General features: G+C 46.6%; 26 protein-coding genes. 20 read left to right on the top strand and 6 right to left on the bottom strand.

What is annotated here, in order from left to right; translation table 11 throughout:
• Positions 1-75 precede the first annotated feature (75 nt).
• The 3 genes from GC178_00130 to glmM all read right to left on the bottom strand — a co-directional run bounded on the left by GC178_00130 (position 76) and on the right by glmM (position 3745).
• Positions 76-996 carry a T9SS type A sorting domain-containing protein gene (locus tag GC178_00130; protein MBI1285968.1) on the bottom strand — a complete coding sequence of 307 codons (921 nt, stop codon included), beginning with the start codon at positions 994-996 and terminating at the stop codon, positions 76-78.
• A 130-nt stretch (positions 997-1126) separates the two neighbouring features.
• A complete protein-coding gene (locus GC178_00125; GenBank protein MBI1285967.1) occupies positions 1127-2269 on the bottom strand; it encodes an aminotransferase class V-fold PLP-dependent enzyme in 1143 nt (380 codons plus the stop codon).
• Positions 2270-2344: 75 nt separating this feature from the next.
• Positions 2345-3745 (bottom strand): phosphoglucosamine mutase, encoded by a 1401-nt coding sequence (glmM, locus tag GC178_00120; GenBank protein ID MBI1285966.1) that lies wholly within the window; start codon positions 3743-3745, stop codon positions 2345-2347.
• Positions 3746-3918: 173 nt separating this feature from the next.
• Between glmM and GC178_00115 the strand changes: the two genes are divergently transcribed.
• From GC178_00115 to GC178_00055, 13 genes are all read left to right on the top strand, one after another.
• The gene (locus GC178_00115; protein MBI1285965.1) at positions 3919-5325 is read left to right on the top strand and encodes a tetratricopeptide repeat protein; all 1407 of its coding nucleotides are present in this window, start codon (positions 3919-3921) and stop codon (positions 5323-5325) included.
• On the top strand, positions 5325-6134 hold the full coding sequence (locus GC178_00110; GenBank protein ID MBI1285964.1) for a phosphosulfolactate synthase: 810 nt from the start codon (positions 5325-5327) through the stop codon (positions 6132-6134). The genes GC178_00115 and GC178_00110 overlap by 1 nt, the downstream gene beginning before the upstream one ends.
• On the top strand, positions 6131-6448 hold the full coding sequence (locus GC178_00105) for a rhodanese-like domain-containing protein (GenBank protein MBI1285963.1): 318 nt from the start codon (positions 6131-6133) through the stop codon (positions 6446-6448). The genes GC178_00110 and GC178_00105 overlap by 4 nt, the downstream gene beginning before the upstream one ends.
• Positions 6448-7437, top strand: coding sequence for a DUF368 domain-containing protein (locus GC178_00100; GenBank protein MBI1285962.1), 990 nt, complete (start codon positions 6448-6450; stop codon positions 7435-7437). The genes GC178_00105 and GC178_00100 overlap by 1 nt, the downstream gene beginning before the upstream one ends.
• A 232-nt stretch (positions 7438-7669) precedes the next feature.
• Positions 7670-8410, top strand: a complete 741-nt coding sequence (aroE, locus tag GC178_00095) for a shikimate dehydrogenase (protein MBI1285961.1) — start codon at positions 7670-7672, stop codon at positions 8408-8410.
• 131 nt (positions 8411-8541) lie between these two features.
• Positions 8542-9360 (top strand): AAA family ATPase, encoded by an 819-nt coding sequence (locus GC178_00090; GenBank protein ID MBI1285960.1) that lies wholly within the window; start codon positions 8542-8544, stop codon positions 9358-9360.
• A 38-nt stretch (positions 9361-9398) separates the two neighbouring features.
• Entirely contained in the window at positions 9399-9884 is a 486-nt protein-coding gene (locus tag GC178_00085; GenBank protein MBI1285959.1) for a DUF695 domain-containing protein, read from the top strand.
• 144 nt (positions 9885-10028) lie between these two features.
• Positions 10029-10478, top strand: coding sequence for a PIN domain protein (locus GC178_00080; GenBank protein ID MBI1285958.1), 450 nt, complete (start codon positions 10029-10031; stop codon positions 10476-10478).
• Between the two features lie 269 nt (positions 10479-10747).
• Positions 10748-11098: a hypothetical protein gene (locus GC178_00075; protein MBI1285957.1), complete on the top strand. Its 351-nt coding sequence runs from the start codon at positions 10748-10750 to the stop codon at positions 11096-11098.
• Positions 11099-11168: 70 nt separating this feature from the next.
• Positions 11169-11462 (top strand): nucleotidyltransferase, encoded by a 294-nt coding sequence (locus GC178_00070; protein ID MBI1285956.1) that lies wholly within the window; start codon positions 11169-11171, stop codon positions 11460-11462.
• A 38-nt stretch (positions 11463-11500) separates the two neighbouring features.
• Entirely contained in the window at positions 11501-11809 is a 309-nt protein-coding gene (locus GC178_00065; protein MBI1285955.1) for a DUF86 domain-containing protein, read from the top strand.
• A 12-nt stretch (positions 11810-11821) separates the two neighbouring features.
• A complete protein-coding gene (locus tag GC178_00060; protein ID MBI1285954.1) occupies positions 11822-13045 on the top strand; it encodes a VWA domain-containing protein in 1224 nt (407 codons plus the stop codon).
• Between the two features lie 89 nt (positions 13046-13134).
• Complete coding sequence (locus GC178_00055; GenBank protein MBI1285953.1) at positions 13135-13911, top strand: hypothetical protein; 777 nt, start codon at positions 13135-13137, stop codon at positions 13909-13911.
• Here the strand turns inward: GC178_00055 and GC178_00050 are convergent.
• Positions 13908-15623, bottom strand: a complete 1716-nt coding sequence (locus GC178_00050; protein MBI1285952.1) for a DUF349 domain-containing protein — start codon at positions 15621-15623, stop codon at positions 13908-13910. The genes GC178_00055 and GC178_00050 overlap by 4 nt on opposite strands.
• 64 nt (positions 15624-15687) lie before the next feature.
• Between GC178_00050 and GC178_00045 the strand changes: the two genes are divergently transcribed.
• From GC178_00045 to GC178_00035, 3 genes are all read left to right on the top strand, one after another.
• Positions 15688-16281 carry a hypothetical protein gene (locus GC178_00045; GenBank protein MBI1285951.1) on the top strand — a complete coding sequence of 198 codons (594 nt, stop codon included), beginning with the start codon at positions 15688-15690 and terminating at the stop codon, positions 16279-16281.
• A gap of 47 nt (positions 16282-16328) precedes the next feature.
• Positions 16329-16835: a hypothetical protein gene (locus GC178_00040; protein MBI1285950.1), complete on the top strand. Its 507-nt coding sequence runs from the start codon at positions 16329-16331 to the stop codon at positions 16833-16835.
• Positions 16836-16951: 116 nt separating this feature from the next.
• Positions 16952-17494, top strand: a complete 543-nt coding sequence (locus tag GC178_00035) for a metal-dependent hydrolase (GenBank protein MBI1285949.1) — start codon at positions 16952-16954, stop codon at positions 17492-17494.
• On the opposite strand, the gene GC178_00030 is transcribed toward GC178_00035, so the two are convergent.
• On the bottom strand, positions 17495-18145 hold the full coding sequence (locus GC178_00030; protein MBI1285948.1) for a helix-turn-helix domain-containing protein: 651 nt from the start codon (positions 18143-18145) through the stop codon (positions 17495-17497).
• 53 nt (positions 18146-18198) lie between these two features.
• Between GC178_00030 and GC178_00025 the strand changes: the two genes are divergently transcribed.
• The 4 genes from GC178_00025 to GC178_00010 all read left to right on the top strand — a co-directional run bounded on the left by GC178_00025 (position 18199) and on the right by GC178_00010 (position 21820).
• The gene (locus GC178_00025) at positions 18199-18690 is read left to right on the top strand and encodes a peptidylprolyl isomerase (GenBank protein MBI1285947.1); all 492 of its coding nucleotides are present in this window, start codon (positions 18199-18201) and stop codon (positions 18688-18690) included.
• Positions 18691-18815: 125 nt separating this feature from the next.
• Positions 18816-19946 (top strand): Re/Si-specific NAD(P)(+) transhydrogenase subunit alpha, encoded by a 1131-nt coding sequence (locus GC178_00020; GenBank protein ID MBI1285946.1) that lies wholly within the window; start codon positions 18816-18818, stop codon positions 19944-19946.
• Between the two features lie 147 nt (positions 19947-20093).
• Positions 20094-20414: an NAD(P) transhydrogenase subunit alpha gene (locus GC178_00015; protein ID MBI1285945.1), complete on the top strand. Its 321-nt coding sequence runs from the start codon at positions 20094-20096 to the stop codon at positions 20412-20414.
• 2 nt (positions 20415-20416) lie between these two features.
• A complete protein-coding gene (locus GC178_00010; GenBank protein MBI1285944.1) occupies positions 20417-21820 on the top strand; it encodes an NAD(P)(+) transhydrogenase (Re/Si-specific) subunit beta in 1404 nt (467 codons plus the stop codon).
• 286 nt (positions 21821-22106) lie between these two features.
• Here the strand turns inward: GC178_00010 and GC178_00005 are convergent.
• On the bottom strand, positions 22107-22188 hold an 82-nt coding region (locus GC178_00005; GenBank protein ID MBI1285943.1), incomplete at its 5' end, for an IS200/IS605 family transposase.

Genomic DNA, 22188 nt, shown 5'->3' with positions numbered 1-22188 from the left:
CTCAATCTTTTAAAGGAAAAGGGAAACGCATCGTGCTGATGTTCGTCTCCCTTTTAAAAACCATTGACCGGATCCCTAAGGATTTACCATCAATTTACCGGTTCGGATCGGTCGATCATTCAGATCTTTGAATTGATACAGGTAAATTCCAGTTGCCAATTGACTTACATCGATCTTTCTGGTAGCTTCTGAAACTTTCACAAGTCTCACACGCTTACCCGTCACATCCAGAATCTCCAATTTGCCTTTTTGCCCTGGTGCCACACTCACGTTCAATTCATTGATCACCGGATTCGGGTAAACATTCCACTTGGAATTGTTGTAATCATCATTTATCCCTGCCGGATTGTAAATGAGCTCCACGTCATCCACAAAAAGTACCGACCCCACAACGGCCTGACCCTGAGAACCATCTCCGTAGCTTGAACTGAAGAACAGACTCAATTTCTCAGGAGTTCCAGTTGTCGGGTTCAAAGGAGCGGAAAGTCTTGTCCACTCTGATGCGTTTCCTACAATATTCACTCGCGTGTACGAAACGGTGTCCTGATCGTTATTGGCCAAGAACATGATCTGCGAGTAGGCTGAATCTCCGGTTGCTGGAGCATACTTGTACCAGACAACGATACTATCCGGTGTCATTTCCTGCGTGTAAGCAATACCACCTTCCTGCCCACCGCCCTGAGCCAAACAGATCATATCTGCCGTAGTAAGAACTCCATTGATAATAACACCAGGAAACGAACTGCTTTTAGTTTCCAACTTTGCGGAGAAACTGCCAGTATGAGCATCGCTCGATTTACTTACCGAAAACTGGTTGATGATGGCCGTGCACTCGTTGGAAGTGTTCCAGTTCTCAGGCTCAACGTAGGTATTGGAAATTGGACCAGGAAGTGTTTCCCACGTTTCAAAGCTTGGATTAGGTGGCTGTTGGTTCTGGCCGATGACCGAAAAGGTTGTGCCAGCAAGCCCCAATATAAAGAGTAATGATTTTTTCATGTCGATGTAACGTTAGTTAACAGGCCAAAGGTAGACATCCGATCCGTTGAGCACTTTGATATTTATCCACACGATTTTGGGGAAAACTCATACATTACCCACCGACCTGAGCACAAATGGCCGCGCCATTTTAAGAGCCTACCGACTGCTTGGAGAATAGCTCTGCAAGTTTCTCCACCGTAATGTCAATCTCTTCTTTTGTATTGAATTTGCTGAATGAGAAACGGATGGCTGGGCGCTTGTGGTCTATTTCGAGTGCCGCAAGCACATGCGAACCCACATTGCTTCCTGATGAACAGGCACTTCCGCCTGAGGCTGAAATTCCTAAAATATCAAGGTTGAAAAGCAACATCTCCGAAATAGGAGTATCGGGAAAGCTGACATTTAGAACTGTGTAAAGCGAGTTTCCCTCTGCATCACCGTTGAACTCTATTGCTGGAATGGCGTCTTTCAGTCGTTCCAACATATAAGTCTTCAGACTCTGTACATATCGCTTATGCTCTTCCAGATTCTCGAATGACACTTCCATGGCTTTGGCCAAACCAACAATACCGTAAATGTTTTCGGTTCCACCGCGCATGTTACGCTCTTGCGCTCCACCATGGATCATTGGTTTGATACGAACATTTGAATTGATGTACAGAAAGCCGATGCCTTTCGGGCCATGGAACTTATGCGCTGATGCGGTGATAAAGTCAATATCCAATTCTGATAGATCAAACGCGTAATGACACATGGTTTGAACTGTATCTGAATGGAAATATGCACCATGCTTTCTACAGAGTTCAGACACTTTTTTAAGATCGATGAGGTTTCCGATCTCGTTATTGGCATGCATCAACGAGACCAAGGTCTTTTCACCGCTTTGAAGCAATTCCTCCAAATGGTTCAGGTCGATATGCCCTTTCTCCGAGAGTTTGACATACGCTACTTCCACATGGTCTTTCGCTTCGGCAGCTTCCACCGAATGAAGTACCGCATGATGCTCCAACTTAGAAGTGACGATACGTTTCACACCCAGATCACGGATGCTGCACAGAATGGCCATGTTGTCGGCCTCCGTGCCACCAGAAGTGAAGAAGATCTCAGCAGGCGAAACCTTAAGAAACGAAGCGACCTTCCTCCTCGCCTTCTCTATTTCGGCACGCGCCTGACGACCAAATCCGTGAACAGAGGATGGGTTTCCGTAAATGTTCTTCATCACTTCGGTCATCGCATCAATGACCTCAGAGTCCATTTGTGTGGTGGCCGCGTTATCGAGATAGATGCTCATTCCGTTGTTGAAATTTGCTGCATAATTAGACAGAAAGCGAGTTCAATATCGCATTTCCTTGGACAAAAACGCGAATTACTCCGCCTTGGCACGCATCAATTCCTTGATGTCTGCAATAATCTTGTTTGCCAAATTATTGGCCGTGCTTTCGTTTTCACTTTCGCTGTAAATACGGATGATCGGTTCCGTATTCGACTTGCGCAAATGCACCCATTCCTTGTCGAACTCGATCTTCACGCCATCGATCGTATTGACTGGCCGCGAGCTGTAATTCTTCTCCATTTCTTTCAGGATTCCATCCACATCCGTTTCAGGCGTCAGCTCGATCTTATTCTTAGAAATGTGATAGTTAGGATACGAAGCGCGCAATTGACTTGCTGTTTTACCCGTCTTTGCCAAATGCGTGAGGAATAGTGCGATACCGACAAGCGCATCACGTCCATAATGCAATTCAGGATAGATGATACCACCGTTTCCTTCGCCACCAATGATAGCGTTCGTGTCTTTCATCATGGTCACCACGTTCACCTCGCCAACTGCAGCCGCAGCGTAAGAGCCGCCCGCCTTTTCGGTCACATCACGAAGCGCTCTGGTGCTTGAAAGATTGGAAACCGTATTTCCCTTGGCTTGGCTAAGTACATAATCTGCCACCGCAACGAGTGTGTATTCTTCACCGAACATGTCGCCATCCTCGCAGACCATCGCCAAACGGTCAACATCAGGATCGACCACAAAACCCACATCAGCTTTGCTTTTCTTGATGGTTGAGGAAAGCTCTGTCAAATGCTCGGGCAGCGGTTCGGGGTTATGTGGAAACTGACCTGTCGGTTCCACATATAATGCTGTCACTTTTTCAACTCCCAAGGCCTTCAACAGCTTTGGAAGCGCAATTCCACCTGTTGAATTCACGCAGTCGATGGCCACATGGAAACTCCGTTTGCGAATTACATCGACATCAACCAATGGCAGATCAAGAATCATTTGAATGTGACGCTCGATGTAATCATCCACTTTTCGAACCTCGCCAAGCTTATCAACCTGAGCATAATCAAACGCCTCACTTTCAGCAATAGCAAGAAGCTCCGCACCATCTTCACCCGAAATGAACTCACCTTTCTCATTCAAAAGCTTCAGCGCGTTCCATTGTTTCGGGTTGTGACTTGCTGTAAGGATGATTCCGCCATCGGCTTTCTCGGCTGGAACGGCTACTTCCACCGTTGGTGTGGTGGAAAGTCCAAGGTCAACCACATCAATGCCGCAACCAGTAAGCGTTCCAATTACCAAGCTGCTCACCATTTCTCCTGAGATACGCGCATCCCGTCCGACAACTACACTTAAATCGGACTTGCCCGCACGTTTCTTGAGAAATTCAGCATAAGCTGAAGTGAATTTCACCACGTCAAGCGGAGTGAGGCCATCGCCCACTTTTCCTCCAATAGTTCCCCGAATTCCTGAAATGGATTTGATCAATGTCATGCGTTCGTCAATTTCTTGGGCAAAAGTAGGATTGCCCTATGACCGCATCCGTTTCAATCATCTATTTTTGCCGCCCTTTTATAATTTTTTTGAACATCCGATGTTGAAAATAACAGGCATCGATGTTCGGCTCTACGCACAAATAATGCTTACTCTTGACAAAACCGTAGCCCATGCATTCTGATTCGGAACAAGAAAGGGAGGACGAGCGATTGAACGAGTGTGTTGTGCGTTTCGAGCACATGCTCGCAAATGACGACCAGTATTATTTTGACGTTGAGGACATGGAAAACCTCATTGAGCACTACATGGAAAGTCTCGAACTCGAAAAGGCGTGGAAAGTACTTGAGCTTGCATCGAACCAACACCCGCACAGCAGCGAATTTGAACTGAAACGTGCCGACATTCTTGCCTTGAAAGGCGATTATGAAGAAGCGATGAAATCCATCCAATTGTTGGAGGCCATCATGCCGAACAATCCTGATATGCTGATTACCAAAGGCGGCATCTTCAGCAAGTTGGGAAAGCATGAACAAGCGGTTGAGATTTTCAATCGTGCATTGGAATCTGCGGAACACACCGTTGATATTCGGTTGATGCTTTCGTACGAATATCAGTCCTTGGGAAATCAGGCGGAAGCCTTGAGCCAACTGAAACTCGGATTGCTCGAAAGTCCTGAGGACAACGGGTTGATCTATGAAATCAGCTTCCTTTTCGATAGCATGAACGAGACCGAAGCGGCCATCGAGTTCTTCACCAAGTATTTGGATGACCATCCGTACCAGTACAACGCATGGTACAACTTGGCCACCTTCTACATGAAAAAGAAGGATTTCGAGAATGCCATTTGGGCTCTCGACCTGTGCTTAGCAGTGAACGAGAAGCACATGATGGCGCAGCAGGAGATCGGTGATTGCTATTTGGAGGTCGAAAATTGGGACAAGGCCGAAGAGCACTTCAATGAAGTGCTTCTCATCGATGAGGATAATGCTGATGCGTTGATCGGTATCGCTGAGTGTTCGGAAGGACGTGAAGATTACGACCTCGCGTTTGAACGCTACAAGGAAATTGCAGAATCAGATGCATTTCATGCGGAAGCGTGGTATGGAATGGCGGTTGTACGCGAAAAGCAGGAGCGTTATGAAGAGTGTCTGCCTTACATTGAAAAGGCGCTTGAAGTTGATGCTACCGACCCCGAATACTGGAATTTCTATGCGGATCTGAAGGAACATACGGGCGATTATGAAGATGCCATTGATGCCCTGGAAAAGGCGACCTCATTGAATCCAGAAGACCTCCGTTATTGGATTTCCAAAGCTGAATTGACCTTTAACCACGTTGATCGCGAATTGGGAGCTGAAACGCTGATGGAAGCGCTGAAAGTGAATCCTGAAAATGCTGAATTGCACTATCACGAAGCAGCATTTTTGCTGGCAATGGGGCAGGTTTCTGAGGGTTTGAACTTCCTCCAGAACGGGTTGGAATTGGATTTCAGCAAACATCTACTTTTGTTCGAGCAATATCCCGAGGCGGTGAACATGCCAAGGGTTATGGATCTCATTCAGATCTACGGACAGTAATGAATTTCGAATTAAAGCACATTCCCGAACGGACTGCCAAACCACGCGAGGCTGGCGTGACCATGGTCATGGACAAAGGCTTGAGCCTGCGCGAAGCAGAAGACCTTCTGAGTGCCAGCGGTCATCTCATCGACCTGATCAAACTCGGTTTCGGAACTTCGCTCATCTCCACGAACATTCCTGAGAAGATCAAATTGTATCAGGAAGCTGGTGCGAAAGTCTATCTCGGAGGAACACTTTTCGAGGCATTTCTTATTCGTGGTCAGTATGACGATTACAAACGGCTTCTTGACAAATGGAAGTTGGATACCGTTGAAGTTTCTGATGGTTCTATCGAACTGAAACACACTTCAAAGTGCGACCTGATCAGTGACTTGGCGAAGAATTTCCGAGTGCTCTCTGAAGTGGGTTCCAAAGAAGCCGGCATCATCATTCATCCAAACAAATGGAAGAACATGATGAAAGCTGAACTGGAAGCAGGTTCATGGAAAGTGATCGCGGAAGCCCGCGAAAGCGGCAATGTTGGCATTTACCGCCCGAACGGCTCTGCACACGTTTCGCTTATCAGCAAGATTCTGGATGTGATCCCTGCTGACAACATTCTTTGGGAAGCTCCGCAGAAGGCGCAACAAGTTTGGTTCATCAACCAGTTAGGCCATAACGTGAACTTGGGAAACATTGCTCCGAATGAAGTGATTCCGTTGGAAACACTGCGTTTGGGTGTTCGTGGCGATACGTTCTTCAATTTCCTACCTCAAGGAATTGAGGTGAACAAGGTTTTGGCAAAGGCAAAGAAGAAACAGAAATGAAAGAAGTTACGGTTCAGCAATTGAAGGAGATGCAAGATGCTGGAGAGACTTTCCAGCTGATCGATGTGCGCGAGCCATGGGAAGTTGAGATTTGCAGCATTGGGGCAGATCACATTCCGATGGGCGAAATTCTGAACCGAATGGATGAAATAAAGACCGATATTCCTGTCATTGTGCACTGCCGAAGCGGTGCGCGGTCGGCCAATGTGATCAGCGCGCTGGAAATGCAGAAAGGATTCACCAATCTGTACAATCTGAAAGGCGGCATTCTGGCCTGGGCCAACGAGATCGATGACAGTTTGGAACAATACTGATGGCATCTGAAAACAATTCGCGGAGCACCAAAGACTTCGTTTTTCTCTACTTGAAAGGCATGACCATGGGTGCTGCCGATGTCGTTCCAGGCGTTTCTGGCGGAACCATCGCCTTTATCACAGGTATTTACGAAGAGCTACTCGAAACCATCAAAGGCTTCAATCTTTCTGTGCTCAAAACCCTGAAAGACGAAGGCATAAAAGCCACTTGGCAGAAGACAAACGCCACGTTTCTTGTGGTTTTACTTGCAGGGATTTTCACCAGCGTGGTGACCTTGGCAAAAGGCATCACGTATCTGCTTGACGCTTATCCTGTTCTTCTTTGGGCTTTCTTCTTCGGATTGATCGTGGCCTCGAGCCTGATCATTGGTCGCTACATTAAAACTTGGGGCGTGAAGGAGATTGCAGCTTTGCTTGCTGGAAGCGCCATTGCCTTTTACATCACGGTTGCTGCACCATCGCAAATGCCCGATGGATTGATCTACATCTTTTTGGCCGGAATGATTGCTATTTGCGCGATGATCCTACCTGGAATTTCAGGCAGTTTCATTCTATTGTTGATGGGTGCCTACGGCATCGTTCTTGGGTCGATAAGTGGTTTAGTTGATGGATTAAAATCGGTTGATATTGAATCTATTATAAAATTCGGAACTAACATTATCGTATTCATTCTGGGTTGTGTGGTCGGTATCATTTCCTTTTCGAATTTCTTGTCATGGATGTTCAAGAAAGCATATAGCATGACCATGGCTTTGCTTACAGGTTTTATGATCGGGTCGTTGAACAAAGTTTGGCCTTGGAAGGAAACCACTGAGTTCCGGATCAATAGCCATGGTGAGGAAGTTCCGTTCTTACAATCGAACGTTTCGCCCATGCATTTCGAAGAACTGTATGGCGTGTCATCGCAGCTGTGGCTGGCCATTGCGCTGTGCATTTCAGGCTTCGCGCTTGTGTTCATCATGGAAAAAATGGCCTCTGAGAAAGGATGACCTTCCTTATGCACAAGCAACATGAAATAGCCACAGAAGCACAGAGGTTGTCGCTGAAGATTTCTGTGAGATCTGTGAAAATCTGTGCCTCTGTGGCCAAAAAAATGTTTTTCCAAAAGTCAGACTCACAGATGAATCAGTTCACTTTTTCAAACAACTGCAGTCTTTCGCAGGCAAAATCATCTCTTTCGATGGATTATTCTCTGCGTCTCTGCGTCTCTGCGTGAAATACATGAGGAAATTCGGACTTATCGGCTACCCTCTCTCCCACTCGTTCTCCAAGCAATACTTCACCGAGAAATTCCAAAAGGAGGGAATCGATGCGGAGTACTGCAACTTCCCAATTGAATCGCTTGACGAACTCGATGACATCATCCGAAGCGAACCCGATCTGGTCGGTTTGAATGTGACCATTCCGTACAAAACGGCCATTATTCCCCGATTGAATATCGTTGGAAATTGCGGAAAGTTCATACAGTCGGTGAACACGGTCTGTATTCAGCGCGTTGGGAGCGATTACACGCTTACAGGCGCCAACACGGACATCATCGGATTCAAGGAGAGCATCGAATCATACACCAAAGGCCACGACATGGCATTGATCCTTGGGACTGGCGGTGCTGCCAAAGCCGCTTTCCACGTGCTTGAAGACCTTGGAATTGAATGCCAGAGTGTTTCTCGAACTCATGATGAAGGCGACTTCACTTATGAGGAACTCACTCCCGAAGACATTTGGGAACATTCCATCATTGTGAACTGCACGCCTTTGGGCATGTACCCGAACGTGAATGCCGCACCCGACATCCCCTACGAATCCATCACGCCCGAACACGTGCTGTTCGACATGATCTACAATCCCGCAGAGACCGTATTTTTAAAGCACGGCCGAAAACGGGGTGCCACAACCATTAACGGACTTCGGATGTTGGAAAGACAGGCTGAGGAAAGTTGGAAGATCTGGAATAATAGCTGATTAAACCTGATACGAATTACGAATAAAACGCGAATATCCGAATGCGCTCTGAGTACTACTCAGCTTGATTCGTCATATTCGTACACGATTCGTAATTCGTATCAGCCTTTAAAGCATTGAATTGAAATGAAATGAACTTCACAGGAACAAAAACATACATCGCATCCAACGAGCTGCAAGTGGCAGTGAACGCTTCCATTCACTTGCAGAAACCACTTTTGGTAAAAGGCGAACCAGGAACAGGGAAAACCCTTCTGGCACATGAAATTGCCAATGCCCTGGGTAAGAAACTCATCACGTGGCATATCAAATCAACCACCAAGGCACAGCAAGGTTTGTACGAATACGATGCTGTTTCGCGCTTGCGCGATAGCCAATTGGGCAACGAAAAGGTGCATGACATTTCCAATTACATTGTGAAGGGAAAACTTTGGGAAGCCTTTGATTCGGATGAATCGGTTGTGCTGCTAATTGATGAGATTGACAAAGCTGATATTGAATTCCCGAACGATTTGCTGTTGGAGTTGGACAAAATGGAGTTCTTCTGCTACGAGACCAACGAAACCATCAAAGCCAAGAAACGCCCGATCGTTATCATCACGTCCAATAACGAGAAGGAATTGCCAGATGCATTTTTGAGAAGATGTCTATTTCACTTTATCCGTTTCCCAGAGGAAGAACAGATGAAGCAAATTGTGGACGTGCATCATCCAGGATTGAAGGAAGACCTTTTGAACCGTGCGTTGGGTGAATTCTACAAACTCCGTAAAGTGAACGGCATCAAAAAACGCCCAAGCACCAGCGAGTTGGTGGATTGGATCTCACTCCTACTCCGCGATGACCTCCTGAAAGATGAACCGAAAGAAGGCGAACGAAGACTTCCGCCACATTTGGGTTCACTCATCAAGAATGAGCAGGATCTGATGTTGCTTGAGAGGATGTTTGGGTAAAGACTGGCGATTAGTGAATAGAACTTAAAGATTAGCCAATGTTTGGAAAGTTGTTCAGTGGCAAGAAAGAACCACAGAAGACCTATGGTCCAACAGATCCGATATTTCCTGGTGAAGAGTTCGTAGGCTCTGAAATCAATGATGAAAATGGATTTTACGGGATATCAATTGTAAATCAAGCCTACAACAATTACTACAATAAGAAATATTATGGGTGGTGTGCGCAAATCACGATTGAGTTCCAAGATAAAAACGAGAACGACCTTCCAACGGATTCAGAAGCCAAGATTTTAAACGATATGGAGGATGAAATCGAGGCTTTTCTAAATCGGAAACACACAGTACATTTCATCGGAAGAGTTACAAAAAAAGATTATCGTGACATTATTTTCTACCTGAGTGACCCAAAATTCAACAAGGAAGAATTCAATTCATTTTTTGACGAGCTCAATGCCATTCGAAGACTGAACTTTAGTTTAGAGAAAGACCTTGAATGGGAATTGGTTTCTGGTTTAATCGAGTAGATTCCCAAGTCTCAATACTAAAACCTGACATCTAACTTATGTTCCTCCAACTCTTTTTCAAACTCAAACAAGAAGGCATTCCTGTCAGTCTGCGGGAGTATCTGACCTTGTTGGAGGCATTGAAAAACATTTGAACAGAAATCAATGAAACTGTACCTCGACACTTCCGTTTTTGGCGGCTACTTCGACAAGGAGTTCGAAAAATGGACAATTCCACTGATTGAAGACCTTCGGGCAGGAATCCATCAGGCAGTAATTTCAGACCTCACCATTTTGGAAATGGAACCTGCACCGCAACGGGTGTCTGACCTGATGTTCAAGATGATTGATGACGGAGCCATGCTCATTCAAGGCAATAAGGAGTCTGAAAACCTTGCCAACATGTATGTTTCGGAAGGTGGGCTAACCGATAAATCCATTGAAGATGCCAACCATATTGCCATGGCCACGCTGCATCACGTGGATGTACTGATAAGTTGGAACTTCAAGCATATTGTGAACTTGAATCGTATTCGGATCTTCAATTCCGTAAATTTGAGACACGGTCATCAGAACATTGAAATTCGTTCGCCATTGGAAATCTCAAGACCATGACAAAAAAAGAATCTTTTAAGGCGGTTGAATTCATGCGGAAGCGGAGAGATGAACTGTCCGAGCTCCATGAAAAAGACCAAGCAGAATACCAGCGACAATTGGAACAGGTACGGAAGAAATTCGATGCCCTGTTCAAGCGGTCAGGAAAGAAGGCTGCATGATTCATTTCTCATCAAAAATGGGCTGGATCTGATGCTGCTGGAAAGTAATGTTCGCGTAAGAAAGCGAATAATGCCAGCGATTAACGTATAGATTGTTGAGACTGAAAATTGAAGTACCATATCACAGCTTATAAATCGCCATTTGGAGTCCAGGAAGTCATTGATCTTCCAGACCAATCTTATGGCGAATGGATTGTTTATGAGAACCATGTTCCAAAGTATCATGTTGCATGCTTTAGAGAAAATTCGGATTCGGATAAGTTGATTTATGATTTGTTAGAATCTGGTAAATGGTCTATGGAGAAAATCATTTCCAGAATAAACTCATTAGAAAAACAAAACCTAAAACTATTTAGCAGACCAATATTTGCTAAGAAATTGTCTTCTGTAATTGTGAATAGAGATGAATTTCCAACCCTACCAGCTGAGTGGGTTAAACGACTAAAATCTCATACTTAACTCATGTTCCTCCAACTCTTTAAAACCCGAACAAGAAGGCAGAAACTGATTTCGGGTTACCTTTGATACAATGGCAGTTTCAACCGAAATATTTGATCAACTCAAACAACTCAAGCCAATTCTAAAAAAGGAGTATGGCGTGAAAGAGATCGGTGTGTTCGGTTCGTTCTCAGATGGAACGCAAACGGAAGAAAGCGATATTGACCTGCTTGTTGAACTGGAACGACCGATCGGTTGGAAGTTCTTCGGTTTGGAGATATTCTTGGAAAAAGCACTTGGAAGAAAGATCGACCTTGTGACCAAGAATGCGCTGAAAGAACAATTGCGCACTGAAATCCTTTCATCCGTTGTCCCGATCGATTGAAGAAAGAAAATCGTTCATATCAGCTGTATTTGGAAGACATGAAGCTATCCATGCTTCGCATTGCAGAATACATTGATGGATTCGACTTCGAAACCTTCAAACGTGATTACAAAACAGTTGATGCCGTGGTCAGAAATTTTGAGATCATCGGAGAAGCCGCGAAAAAACTACCAGCAGAATTGCGCGAAAAATATCCGTCCGTTCCATGGCTTGAAATGTACTATCTGCGGAATCGTATTTCGCACGAATATTTCGGCATCGATTACGAAATTCTTTGGGATGTTGCGAAGAATCATCTTTCAGGAAACCTCAAAGACATCGAGGAAATCATCAATCAACAATCGTAACTCGCCAATCCGTTGTTCCTCCAACTCTTTTTCAAACTCAAACAAGAAGGCATTCCAGTCAGCCTGCGGGAGTATCTGACCTTGTTGGAGGCGCTGAAAGGCGGATTCGGAGATAACGTGGAGGATTTCTACTCGTTGGCGCGCAGCGTGCTCATCAAACATGAAGAGCATTTAGACCGTTTCGATGCCATTTACAGTCAGTACGTGGCTGGTAGCATGAAACTTTCCGTTCCAGATCTGGCCAAAATCCAGGAGGATTGGCTGAAGTACATGGCTGAGAACAACCTCACAGATGAGGAAAAAGCCATGATCGAAGCGATGGGCGGCTTGGAAGAACTCGCCAAGCGCTTTCAGGAACTGTTGGAAGAACAGAAAGAGCGCCACCAAGGCGGAAATAAATGGATCGGAACCGCTGGAACTTCGCCTTTCGGAGCCTATGGTTACAATCCTGCGGGTTATAGAGTTGGGCAAGCGGGAAGCCGAAACCGAAGTGCGGTGAAGGTTTGGGACAAACGCGAGTTCCGTGACCTGAGCGACAAGGAAGAACTGAACACGCGCAACCTTAAAATGGCGTTGCGCAGGTTGCGTGTTTTCACGCGGCAAGGCCACGAAGAGGAATTAGACCTTGACACCACAATAAAGAAGACCTCCAAGAACGCAGGTTTCCTTCAGATCGAGATGCGGCCAGAGCGCAAGAATAATGTGAAGGTGCTGATGCTGTTCGACATTGGCGGAACGATGGATGACCACATCGAGCTTTGCTCAAAACTCTTCAGCGCAGCGAAATACGAGTTCAAACACTTGGAATTCTACTACTTCCACAATTGCCTCTATGAACGACTTTGGAAGGAGAACCGCAGACGTTTCAACAATATCACGCCCACATTTGACGTGATGCACAAGTTCAATGACGATTATCGGTTGATCATCGTTGGTGATGCGACCATGTCGCCTTGGGAGATTCTGCAACCTGGCGGAAGTGTGGAACACAACAATCCCGAAGCAGGAATGGTGTGGATGGAACGCATCACGCAGAAATTCAAACACCACGTTTGGATCAATCCGAATCCAGAGGAAGGTTGGCGCTATTCCGAATCGACCCAGATTCTGAAGCGTGCTGTGAATGATCGCATGTTTCCGCTTACCATGGAAGGCCTGACCAAGGCCATGAACATGTTGAAAACTTCCAACAAACGATCGACCATCGACCCGAACCTTGAGGAGAATTTCAGGTAATTGATTTAAATCAATTTTCGAATAATATTTCGATATTGAGAACCGTTTGTAATGCATGCATTGCAACCAATTTCTTCAACCATTATTAAATGAAAACCACGGCTCTCCTACTCTCTTCGCTGCTCATGTTCACCGCAACATTTGCGCAAGAAAATTTTGAGGAAGGACTACGATGGTACAACAGCCGTACTTCCGGTGCCAACGGCATCAAGGCCAATCCAGCGCATATCAATAAAGCAATTACCAGCTTTCAGCTTGCTTTGAACAATCATGAAAATGAACGGGAAACAGTTATCTACCTGATGCGCTGCTACATTTTCAAGGCGCGTTTTACGCAGGATAGTGACAGCGACAAGCGGAAAACGTTTCAGTTGGCCAAAGAATTGGGCGACAAGTACGTACCGAAATACCCGATTGACAAAGAACTGCGCTTCGAATATTTGAGCGCACTTGGACAATGGGGCGAAGTGATGGGTGTTTTCCGTGCTGCAAAAGAAGGTGTGGTCGATAAGGTCAAAACGCAGATGGAAGCGTTGATCAAACTCGATCCAGAGTTCAGAAAAGGGGTTCCAGAAAGAGCGTTGGCCGTGCTGAACCTCAGAGTTCCGAAAATCCCTTTCATTCTCAGTTGGCCCGATAAGAAGAAGTCGTTGGTGATGACCACCAAAGTGGTTGACAAATACCCCGATGACATTGGCAACAACTTTTACCACGCAGAAGCACTGGTTGAAAACGGCAAAGAAGAAGAAGCCAAAAGCTACCTGATGCGAGCGCTATCCATGCAACCTGAGCAGGAATACTTGCTCGAAGATCGCTCATTGCATATTCAGGCCAAGAAGATGTTGCAGAAACTGAAGGAGAACTAAGCCTGAAGCTTTCGCATCGAAACCCGAAGCACTTTTACCTGCTCGGTCAATGAATCGACCTCTTTCTGTAGGTTTTCGATGTTCTTCTTGGCGCTGATCAGCAGCGGATTGTCTGCCTTGGCATTGGCAAAAAAGGCCATGTTGTTCTCGTACTGCAGCAACTCATCCTTCTTCTCTCGTAGCTTTTTCTGAAGGAACTGCTCTTCCCTCCTGAGTTGATCGGCACCTTTGTCGCTATCTGAAAGTCGTTCCACCTTATTCTGGAAACGCACCTTGGCCACTTCGTCTTTCTTCAGGTCAACTTGCTTGTAAAGCACCTGAATGGCCTTTTCGTAAGCCGTATTGATGCGGTTGATGTCTTTCTTGGGAACATGGTCGATGGCCGCGAATTCATCACCCAAGGCTTTTATCATGGCCAATTTCTCCTCATCCGAACCTTCCAATTTCACCTCGGCCATGTTTTTCAGAACGGCTTCTTTGGCTTTCAGATTGGCTTCCTGACGCTCGTCCATGCCATCGTACCACGCCTTTTTGGATGCGAAGAATTCATCACAAATACCTCGGAACTTCGTCCAAAGCTTGTTCTCATCCCGCGGACCGGCAGAACCGATCTTCTTCCAACGGTTCTGCAACTTTTTGAACTTCTCGGTGGTGTCTTTCCACTCGGTGCTATCCTTCAGTTGAAGTGCTTCTTCGATCAGTTTTTCCTTGGCAGTCTTGTGGTCTTTGAATTCTTCACGGGCTTCGCCCAGAAATTCCTTTTTGGCACCGAAGAATGCGTCCTGCGCCTTCTTGAATTCATCCCAAACCTGCTTGTTGAACTTGCGCTCCACCATTCCAATGGATTTCCAGTCCTCGCGAAGTTTGTTCACTTCATCCGTGGCCTTGTTCCATTTACCGATCGAACCATGATCCTGTGATGCCAATTCGAGAACCCGCGCCACCATTGCCTGCTTCGCTTCCAAATTGGTTTCCATCTCAGATTTGCGCTCTGAGTAGAAATCCTGAATCTTCTTATGAAGCGTTTTGAGCGCTTCGTAATAACGGTCGTTGAGACCTTCCCAAACCTCTTGTTTTACCGGTCCGGCCTCATCCCATTCTTCTTTGGCTGCCGCCAAGATGAATTCCACATCTTTGATTACCTCAGCGGTCTGCAACTCCTCCAACTTGGAAACAATGGCATCACGGATCTCCAAATTCTTGGCAAGATCATATTCCTTCAGTTCCTTGTTGATGCCGATGTTGTAATAGAAACGATCCACCTCCGATTTGTAGGCCGCGTTCAGATCGGCTGCTTTTTCGCTCGGAATCGGGCCAATGGCCTTCCATTTGTCTTGAAAATCTTTGAAGCGATCGAAGCTCTTTCCAATGTTCTCCTCATTGTCGATGAGATGCTTCAACCCTTCGAGAATCTCCTTCTTCTCCGCCAGATTCTTCTTTTCCGCCTCTTCTTTCTGATGCACAAATTTGGCCTTCATATCGCGGTAGCGACTGAAAACCTCCTTGAACGTGTCTTCCAGCGGATTGGGCACAGGAATGAAATCCTCCATGCGGGCACCCAATTCTCGGTGCTCCAATTTCTGCTGAGCAAGTTTATCTGAGTTCAATTTGTAGAACGCAGACTTTAGCTCGTTCGCTTCGCGCATGGTCTCATCTACTGGAAGTTCCAGCAGCTCTTCCATCCGCGCAATAATTTCTTCCTGTGTGTTCATTTGTTCGTAAAGGGAATGCAAAGTAACGTGGCCTCATTTAATATTGCAAAGCCGATATTTGGGCATGCATTATCATCAACTGCCCGAAATACCCAAGGAGTTTTACAACTCGGAAACAGGCGCACCATTTACCAATTGCCTTATGTGCGAATGCAATCTGCAGGAAGAGGCACGTCCATATTCCATCGAACGCGCCATTCGTCATTATCCTGAGATGGAATTGAAGTCGGTTGTATTCGAGTACGCGCTTTGCGCAGGCTGCATGAGCTCGCTGGAAAAGGAGCTTTCTGACTCCACAAAAGCTGCGATCGCCAAGTATTTCGGTGAGAAATTCAACTATCATTCACGGCCTGTTTGGCAGCCATCAGAGGATGAAGAAGAATCGACACCGTTCAATATTTCCGAATGGACGGATTCATGTTCAATTAAAAGTCTACCAAAGGAAGAACTCTACGAATACACGCTTTGCGCCCGCTGCATCGGAGATCGGATCATACCGGAAGTGGCTCCATACATGATCAGCGGTCAAGCCCAGGATGACCTTATCGAATTGTTCTCGAATGAGTCTTTGGGATTCATGGACGGCTTTACTGACAAGTATTTCAGCGGCCCACCCGAACTGAAAGAGCTGTTCAAAGGACGCCCCATTCTTGTCTGACGTACGTCATTTATTTTTCGGATTGGATGAATTAGCATTGATATGCTATGAGCAGCCTCCACATCCGACCCCGATTCAAGGAGACCTACAACCTCAAGCCTGAGGAAGTTGGAGAACTGGTCCGCAAGCATATCGCTGAGATGGACTGTGGTTGTTCTGCCAAGATCCTACCAGGTTTTATCGTACTCCGCATCCGTCCGCAGGATCAGCATTTCTGGTCGCCACAGTTGAGCCTTTCCTTTGAGGTGGATGAAGACGATTCTGAGAAAACCGTCATCCGCGGTCTGTACGGCCCGAACCCTACTGTTTGGGCGTTCTTCACCTATGGCTATGCTGCTCTTGCCATCGTTGCCACGTTCATTGGCATGTATGGGTTCTCAAAGTATTCCCTCGATCAGGATGCAAGTATCCTTTGGGTTCTTCCCTTTTTGGCTGTGGCAGCAGTTGTTCTGTACGTCATTGCGCAGTTCGGACAGAAGATCGGTGCCGAGCAGATGTTTACACTCCATCATTTCTTTGAAGATTCGGTCGGTCATCGCATCCATGTGAAGTGATCTTCTTGAGATATTATGGGTGCTATTTCGTTCCTTTGATGCAATGCAAGCATAGCTCTTATTACCTCGAGCATTGCATTTTTGATTACTTTTCTGTCAAATAGAAGACAACCCCTATGGCTTCCATTTTTTCCCATGCAATAGCGGCTGGCGCTTTAGGCACGGTGCGCTATCCTAAAAAGGAAGTGTTCAAGTACTTCGCCTTGGGAATCTTCTGTGCCACGTTCCCTGACATCGATGTCATCATGTTCAAACTCGGAATTCCGTACGAACATCCGTTCGGACACCGAGGGTTCTTCCATTCATTGCTGTTCGCCTATTTGCAGGGACTTTTCATTGTTCGGGTCTTCTACTCCAATCTGGCATTTGCCACACGCGCAAGCCTCAGTATCGGTTTCTACTTCTTCTGCTGCGGTGTTTCGCACAGTATTCTTGATGCTATGACCAATGGAGGATTGGGCGTGGCCTTCTTCGCTCCGTTCGATAACACTCGATATTTCCTGCCTTGGCGACCGATCGAAGTGTCACCTATTGGTAGTGACTTCTTTACCGAACGTGGTCTGCAAGTATTGCAGACAGAATTCTACTACGTGATGATTCCCTCGTTTGTTTTGGTTGTGGGAATGTATCTTATTCGAAAATTCTCGAAGACGGATTGATCAATACTCAGCCTCGGTCAGCAACCATATCTTGTTGCGCCCCAGTTTAACCAACCCTTTGCGTTCCATCTGCTTCAGAATACGTGAAATCACTTCGCGCGAAGAGTTCAGATCAACCGCAATTTCCTGATGCGACATAAGTATCTCATCCGTATTCATGGCGTTTGATTTCTCGTGAAGATACTTCAGCAACCGCTCATCCATTTTCAGGAACGCAATGCTGTCCAATGCTTCCAGCAACTCCTCAAAGCGTAAACGGTAGGTGTTCATTACAAAACTGCGCCAGTCACGGAATCGCATCCACTCATCCATATACTCCACCGGAATGGCAAGCATGGTCACCTTTTCCTGTGCTACCGCACGAATCTCGCTTCGTTTGAACGCCATGCAGCAAGTGAGCGACATGGCACAGGTTTCGCCAGAGCGGAGATAATAAAGCAAGAGCTCACGCCCCTCCTCATCTTCGCGCATCACCTTTACCGAACCCGAAATGATCATCGGTACATTATGAATAACCCCTCCGATATCCATCAGCAGGTCGCCTTCGTCAACTTCACGGTAGATGGCATGCTCCTTAATACCCTCAATAAGGTCGGTATCTAAAAGCGTTGGGAAATGTTTTGAGAGAATCTGTTCTATAGCTGGTGTCATTTGCTTAACGTGATGGTAGTATGCTTTTCCTAATTTGCGGCAAAATAACTGTTATGAGCATTACGAAGAACAAAGTAGCACTTATCCATTACACATTAAAAGATGATTCAGGAGAAATTCTCGATTCATCGGAAGGACATGACCCATTGGCATACATCCATGGCATCGGAAATCTGGTAGAAGGTCTGGAAGAAGCATTGGAAGGGAAAATGATCGGTGATAAGATTATCACATCTGTTAGCCCAGAAAAAGGTTACGGACACCGAAGTGAGGATAACGTTCATGTTGTACCGTTGGCAAGTTTTCAGCCAGATGGTGATGAGAAGCTTGAAGTAGGCATGCAGGTGCGTGTGGAGACCAACGAAGGCATCGGCATAGCCGAAGTGACCAAAATAGATGGCGAGCATGTAACGCTCGACCTTAATCATCCATTGTCTGGCGAAACGCTTCATTTTGAAGTGGAAGTGGTGGATGTGCGCGATGCGACCAATGAGGAATTGGATCACGGACATGCACATGGTCCGGGAGGGCATCACCATCATTAAATGTTGATTTAGACCAAAATCAATTGTAAAGGCATCTTTTAGATGCCTTTTTTATTGGTCATTTGCTTGATGTCGTAACTGTCTAATTTCTAATACATTTGATGTGAATCAAAAATCCTGACATCTTGAAAATAGGAGTACCGAAGGAAACACAGGGACGCGAAACGCGGGTGGCCGTTACGCCAACCATCGCGAAGCAACTGAAAGCAAAAGGATTTGAAGTAGTAGTGGAAAGTGGGGCTGGTGACGGTTCCTTTTTCTCGGATGCCAACTACACCGATGCCGATGCCAACGTTGGCTCGAAAGCAGATGCATACCAATGCGATGTGGTTGCGAAAGTGAATCCGCCTACCGTAGATGAGGCCAAGCAACTGAAAGCTGGTTCCACGCTCATTTCCTTGCTGTTTGCAGCTACAAATCCTGATGTGGTGAAAGCCTTAGAAGCACAAGGTGTGAATGCCTATTCATTGGATGCCATTCCAAGAACATCACTGGCGCAGAGTATGGACGTTTTGAGTTCGCAGGCGAACCTTGCCGGTTATAAGGCAGTGTTGCTTGGTGGTGGTGAAATGGGCAAGATATTCCCGATGCTGATGACCTCTGCTGGAACCATCAAACCTTCCACGGTTGTCATTTTCGGTGCTGGTGTTGCGGGGCTTCAGGCCATTGCTACCGCTAAACGATTGGGTGCAAACGTTTGGGTTTCGGATATCCGTCCAGAAACCAAGGAGCAAGTACAGTCCCTTGGCGGTAAGTTCATTGAGGTGGCGGGAGACGACAGCGTGAATATGGCTGGCGGTTACGTAACCAACGTTTCGGAAGAGTTCTTGAAGAAGCAACAAGAAGTTGTAACTGCTAAAGTTGCTGAAGCTGATCTTGTCATTACCACGGCTCTCATCCCAGGAAAAAAAGCCCCATTGCTTATTACCGATGAAATGCTTAGAAAGATGAAACCGGGAGCGGTTATCGTGGATATGGCGGTTTCGCAGGGTGGAAACGTATCGGCAAGCAAACTGAATGAAACGGTTCGTGTTGGTGGTGTCACCATCATCGGAGAAGGAAACCTCCCTGCTACCCTACCGATGAACGCCAGCGAACTCTTCGCCAAGAACGTTTCGAACTTCCTACTCCATTTGACAACCGACAACCAGTTCAACTGGAACATGGAAGATGAGATTACCGCTGGTTCGCTCATCATCCGCGATGGAAAACCTGTTCATCCATCCGTACAACCGAAAGAAACTACCAACGCTTGATGATTACCCACCTCACACCCTTCGATAAGTTGCTTTCAGCAACACTCAGGGTGACCCACCGCAAGGGTCATTCCGAGTGTTCCGATTTTTCATCGGAACGTATCGAGGAACGCTATTCACTAAAACCTAACAGCTAAAAGCTATTAAATGGAAGCACTCCTCGCATTTGCCTACGAGCACATGGACATGATCTACATCGTCATTCTGTCCATCATTCTCGGAATTGAAGTCATAGAAAGTGTGCCGGCCGTGCTGCACACCCCGCTGATGAGTGGCGCCAATGCCATTCACGGAGTGGTGATAGTCGGTGCCATCATTGTGATGGGAACCGCATCGCCCGACAACATCATAGCCCTGATACTCGGCTTTTTGGCCGTGATACTCGGTACGCTGAACGTAGTAGGCGGCTTTGTGGTCACCGACCGCATGTTGGACATGTTCAAGAAGAAACCAGCTAAGAAAGACTGATGATGGGAGATTACATATTGGAGATCGCGTACCTCATTGCATCGGTATTGTACATTCTGGGATTGAAAATGATGAGCGGTCCGAAGACCGCCCGAAGCGGAAACCTGTGGGCGGCCGCGGGTATGACCATTGCCATCATTGCCACCATTTTTCTCTACACGGACGATAGCGGACAGCACCTGCACAACCTGCCTTGGATAGGCGCGGGTATCGTCATCGGTTCGGTGCTTGGTTGGATCATTGCCAAACGTGTGGAAATGACCGCCATGCCACAGATGGTTTCGCTGTTCAACGGAATGGGCGGTGCGTGTGCGGCCATCATCGGACTCATCGAATTCCCGCATTACATCCATACGGGCGATTGGCTCATCCTCACCACCATTTTTGCCGGACTTGTGATCGGTAGCACTTCGTTTGCAGGTAGTATGATCGCTTTCCTGAAGCTGAACGGTAACCTGAACAAGGATATCCGACTGCCCTTCTACAATATTCTCAATACACTACTCATCATTGCGGCAGTTGGCCTCACCATCTGCTTGGCCGGTGGTCACATTCACACCAACCCTGAAATGTGGGTATACATTCTTCTTGGTTTGAGTTTGACCTATGGCGTGATGTTCGTACTGCCAATTGGTGGTGCAGATATGCCTGTGGTCATCTCGCTGCTGAACTCCTTTACGGGAATGGCAGCCGCCTTCGGTGGCTTCCTTTACGGCAATATGGCCATGCTAACGGGTGGTATCCTTGTCGGTTCGGCAGGTACCATTCTTACAGTAGTAATGACACGGGCCATGAACCGCTCATTGTCTGCCGTCATCTTTGGCGCATTCGGTACAGGCGGAGCAACAGCAGCCGCAGCGAGTGGTGAGCAGAAATCATACAAGCAGACCAACCCGAGCGACCTTGCCGTTTTGCTGAATTATTCAAGCAAGGTGATTATTGTTCCTGGTTATGGTTTGGCAGTGGCGCAGGCACAGCACGTGGTGCATGAGATGGAGCAATTGCTTGAAAGCCGCGGTGTGGAAGTGAAATACGCCATTCACCCGGTGGCGGGCCGAATGCCCGGACACATGAACGTGTTGCTGGCAGAAAGCAACGTGGAGTACGACAAGCTGGTGGAAATGGAAGACATCAACCCAGAGTTTGCCACCACCGATGTAGTGCTTGTTCTTGGCGCAAACGATGTAGTGAACCCTGCCGCCAAGGAAGACCCCTCCTCGCCTATCTACGGCATGCCTATTCTGAACGTGGAAGATGCCAAACACACCGTAGTGAACAAGCGCAGCATGAGCGTGGGCTATGCTGGCATTGACAACGACCTCTTTTACCGCGACAAGACCAGCATGCTCTTTGGCGATGCCAAGAAGGTGCTTACGGAGTTGGTGAGTGAGTTGAAGGGGTTGTGATATTCTGAAGGCTTGAGCCCTAAAAGAATCATTTTAGTACATCTTGGAGTCTGGATTGTCTTTTCTGTAGGTTTATTATTAGGACTGGAATCCGTCCTTCAGCTTACGATACCAGAGATACACAACGTAGAGATTTGGCTTCTTTCTTTGGGTTTGGGGGAAATCACCATCCTAATTCTGTCTATATTGTCCTGCTTATTTTTTATTCTTCGAAACAGAAAGGCCAAGAACTAAACCACTATGTACTGGAAGTCCATAGGTTTGATTGACGACTGAAAGTCGTCTTTCACTCAATGATGAAATTGCTTCCGCCATTGTCATCACTCCTTCTGTGATGCTCCAGATATTCATTCACCATTTCATCTGTT

The sequence above is a fragment of the Flavobacteriales bacterium genome, from assembly GCA_016124845.1.
GTDB lineage: Bacteria > Bacteroidota > Bacteroidia > UBA10329 > UBA10329 > UBA10329.
Note: the sequence above shows the minus strand (reverse complement) of the source record. Positions and strands in the feature narration are given on the sequence as shown.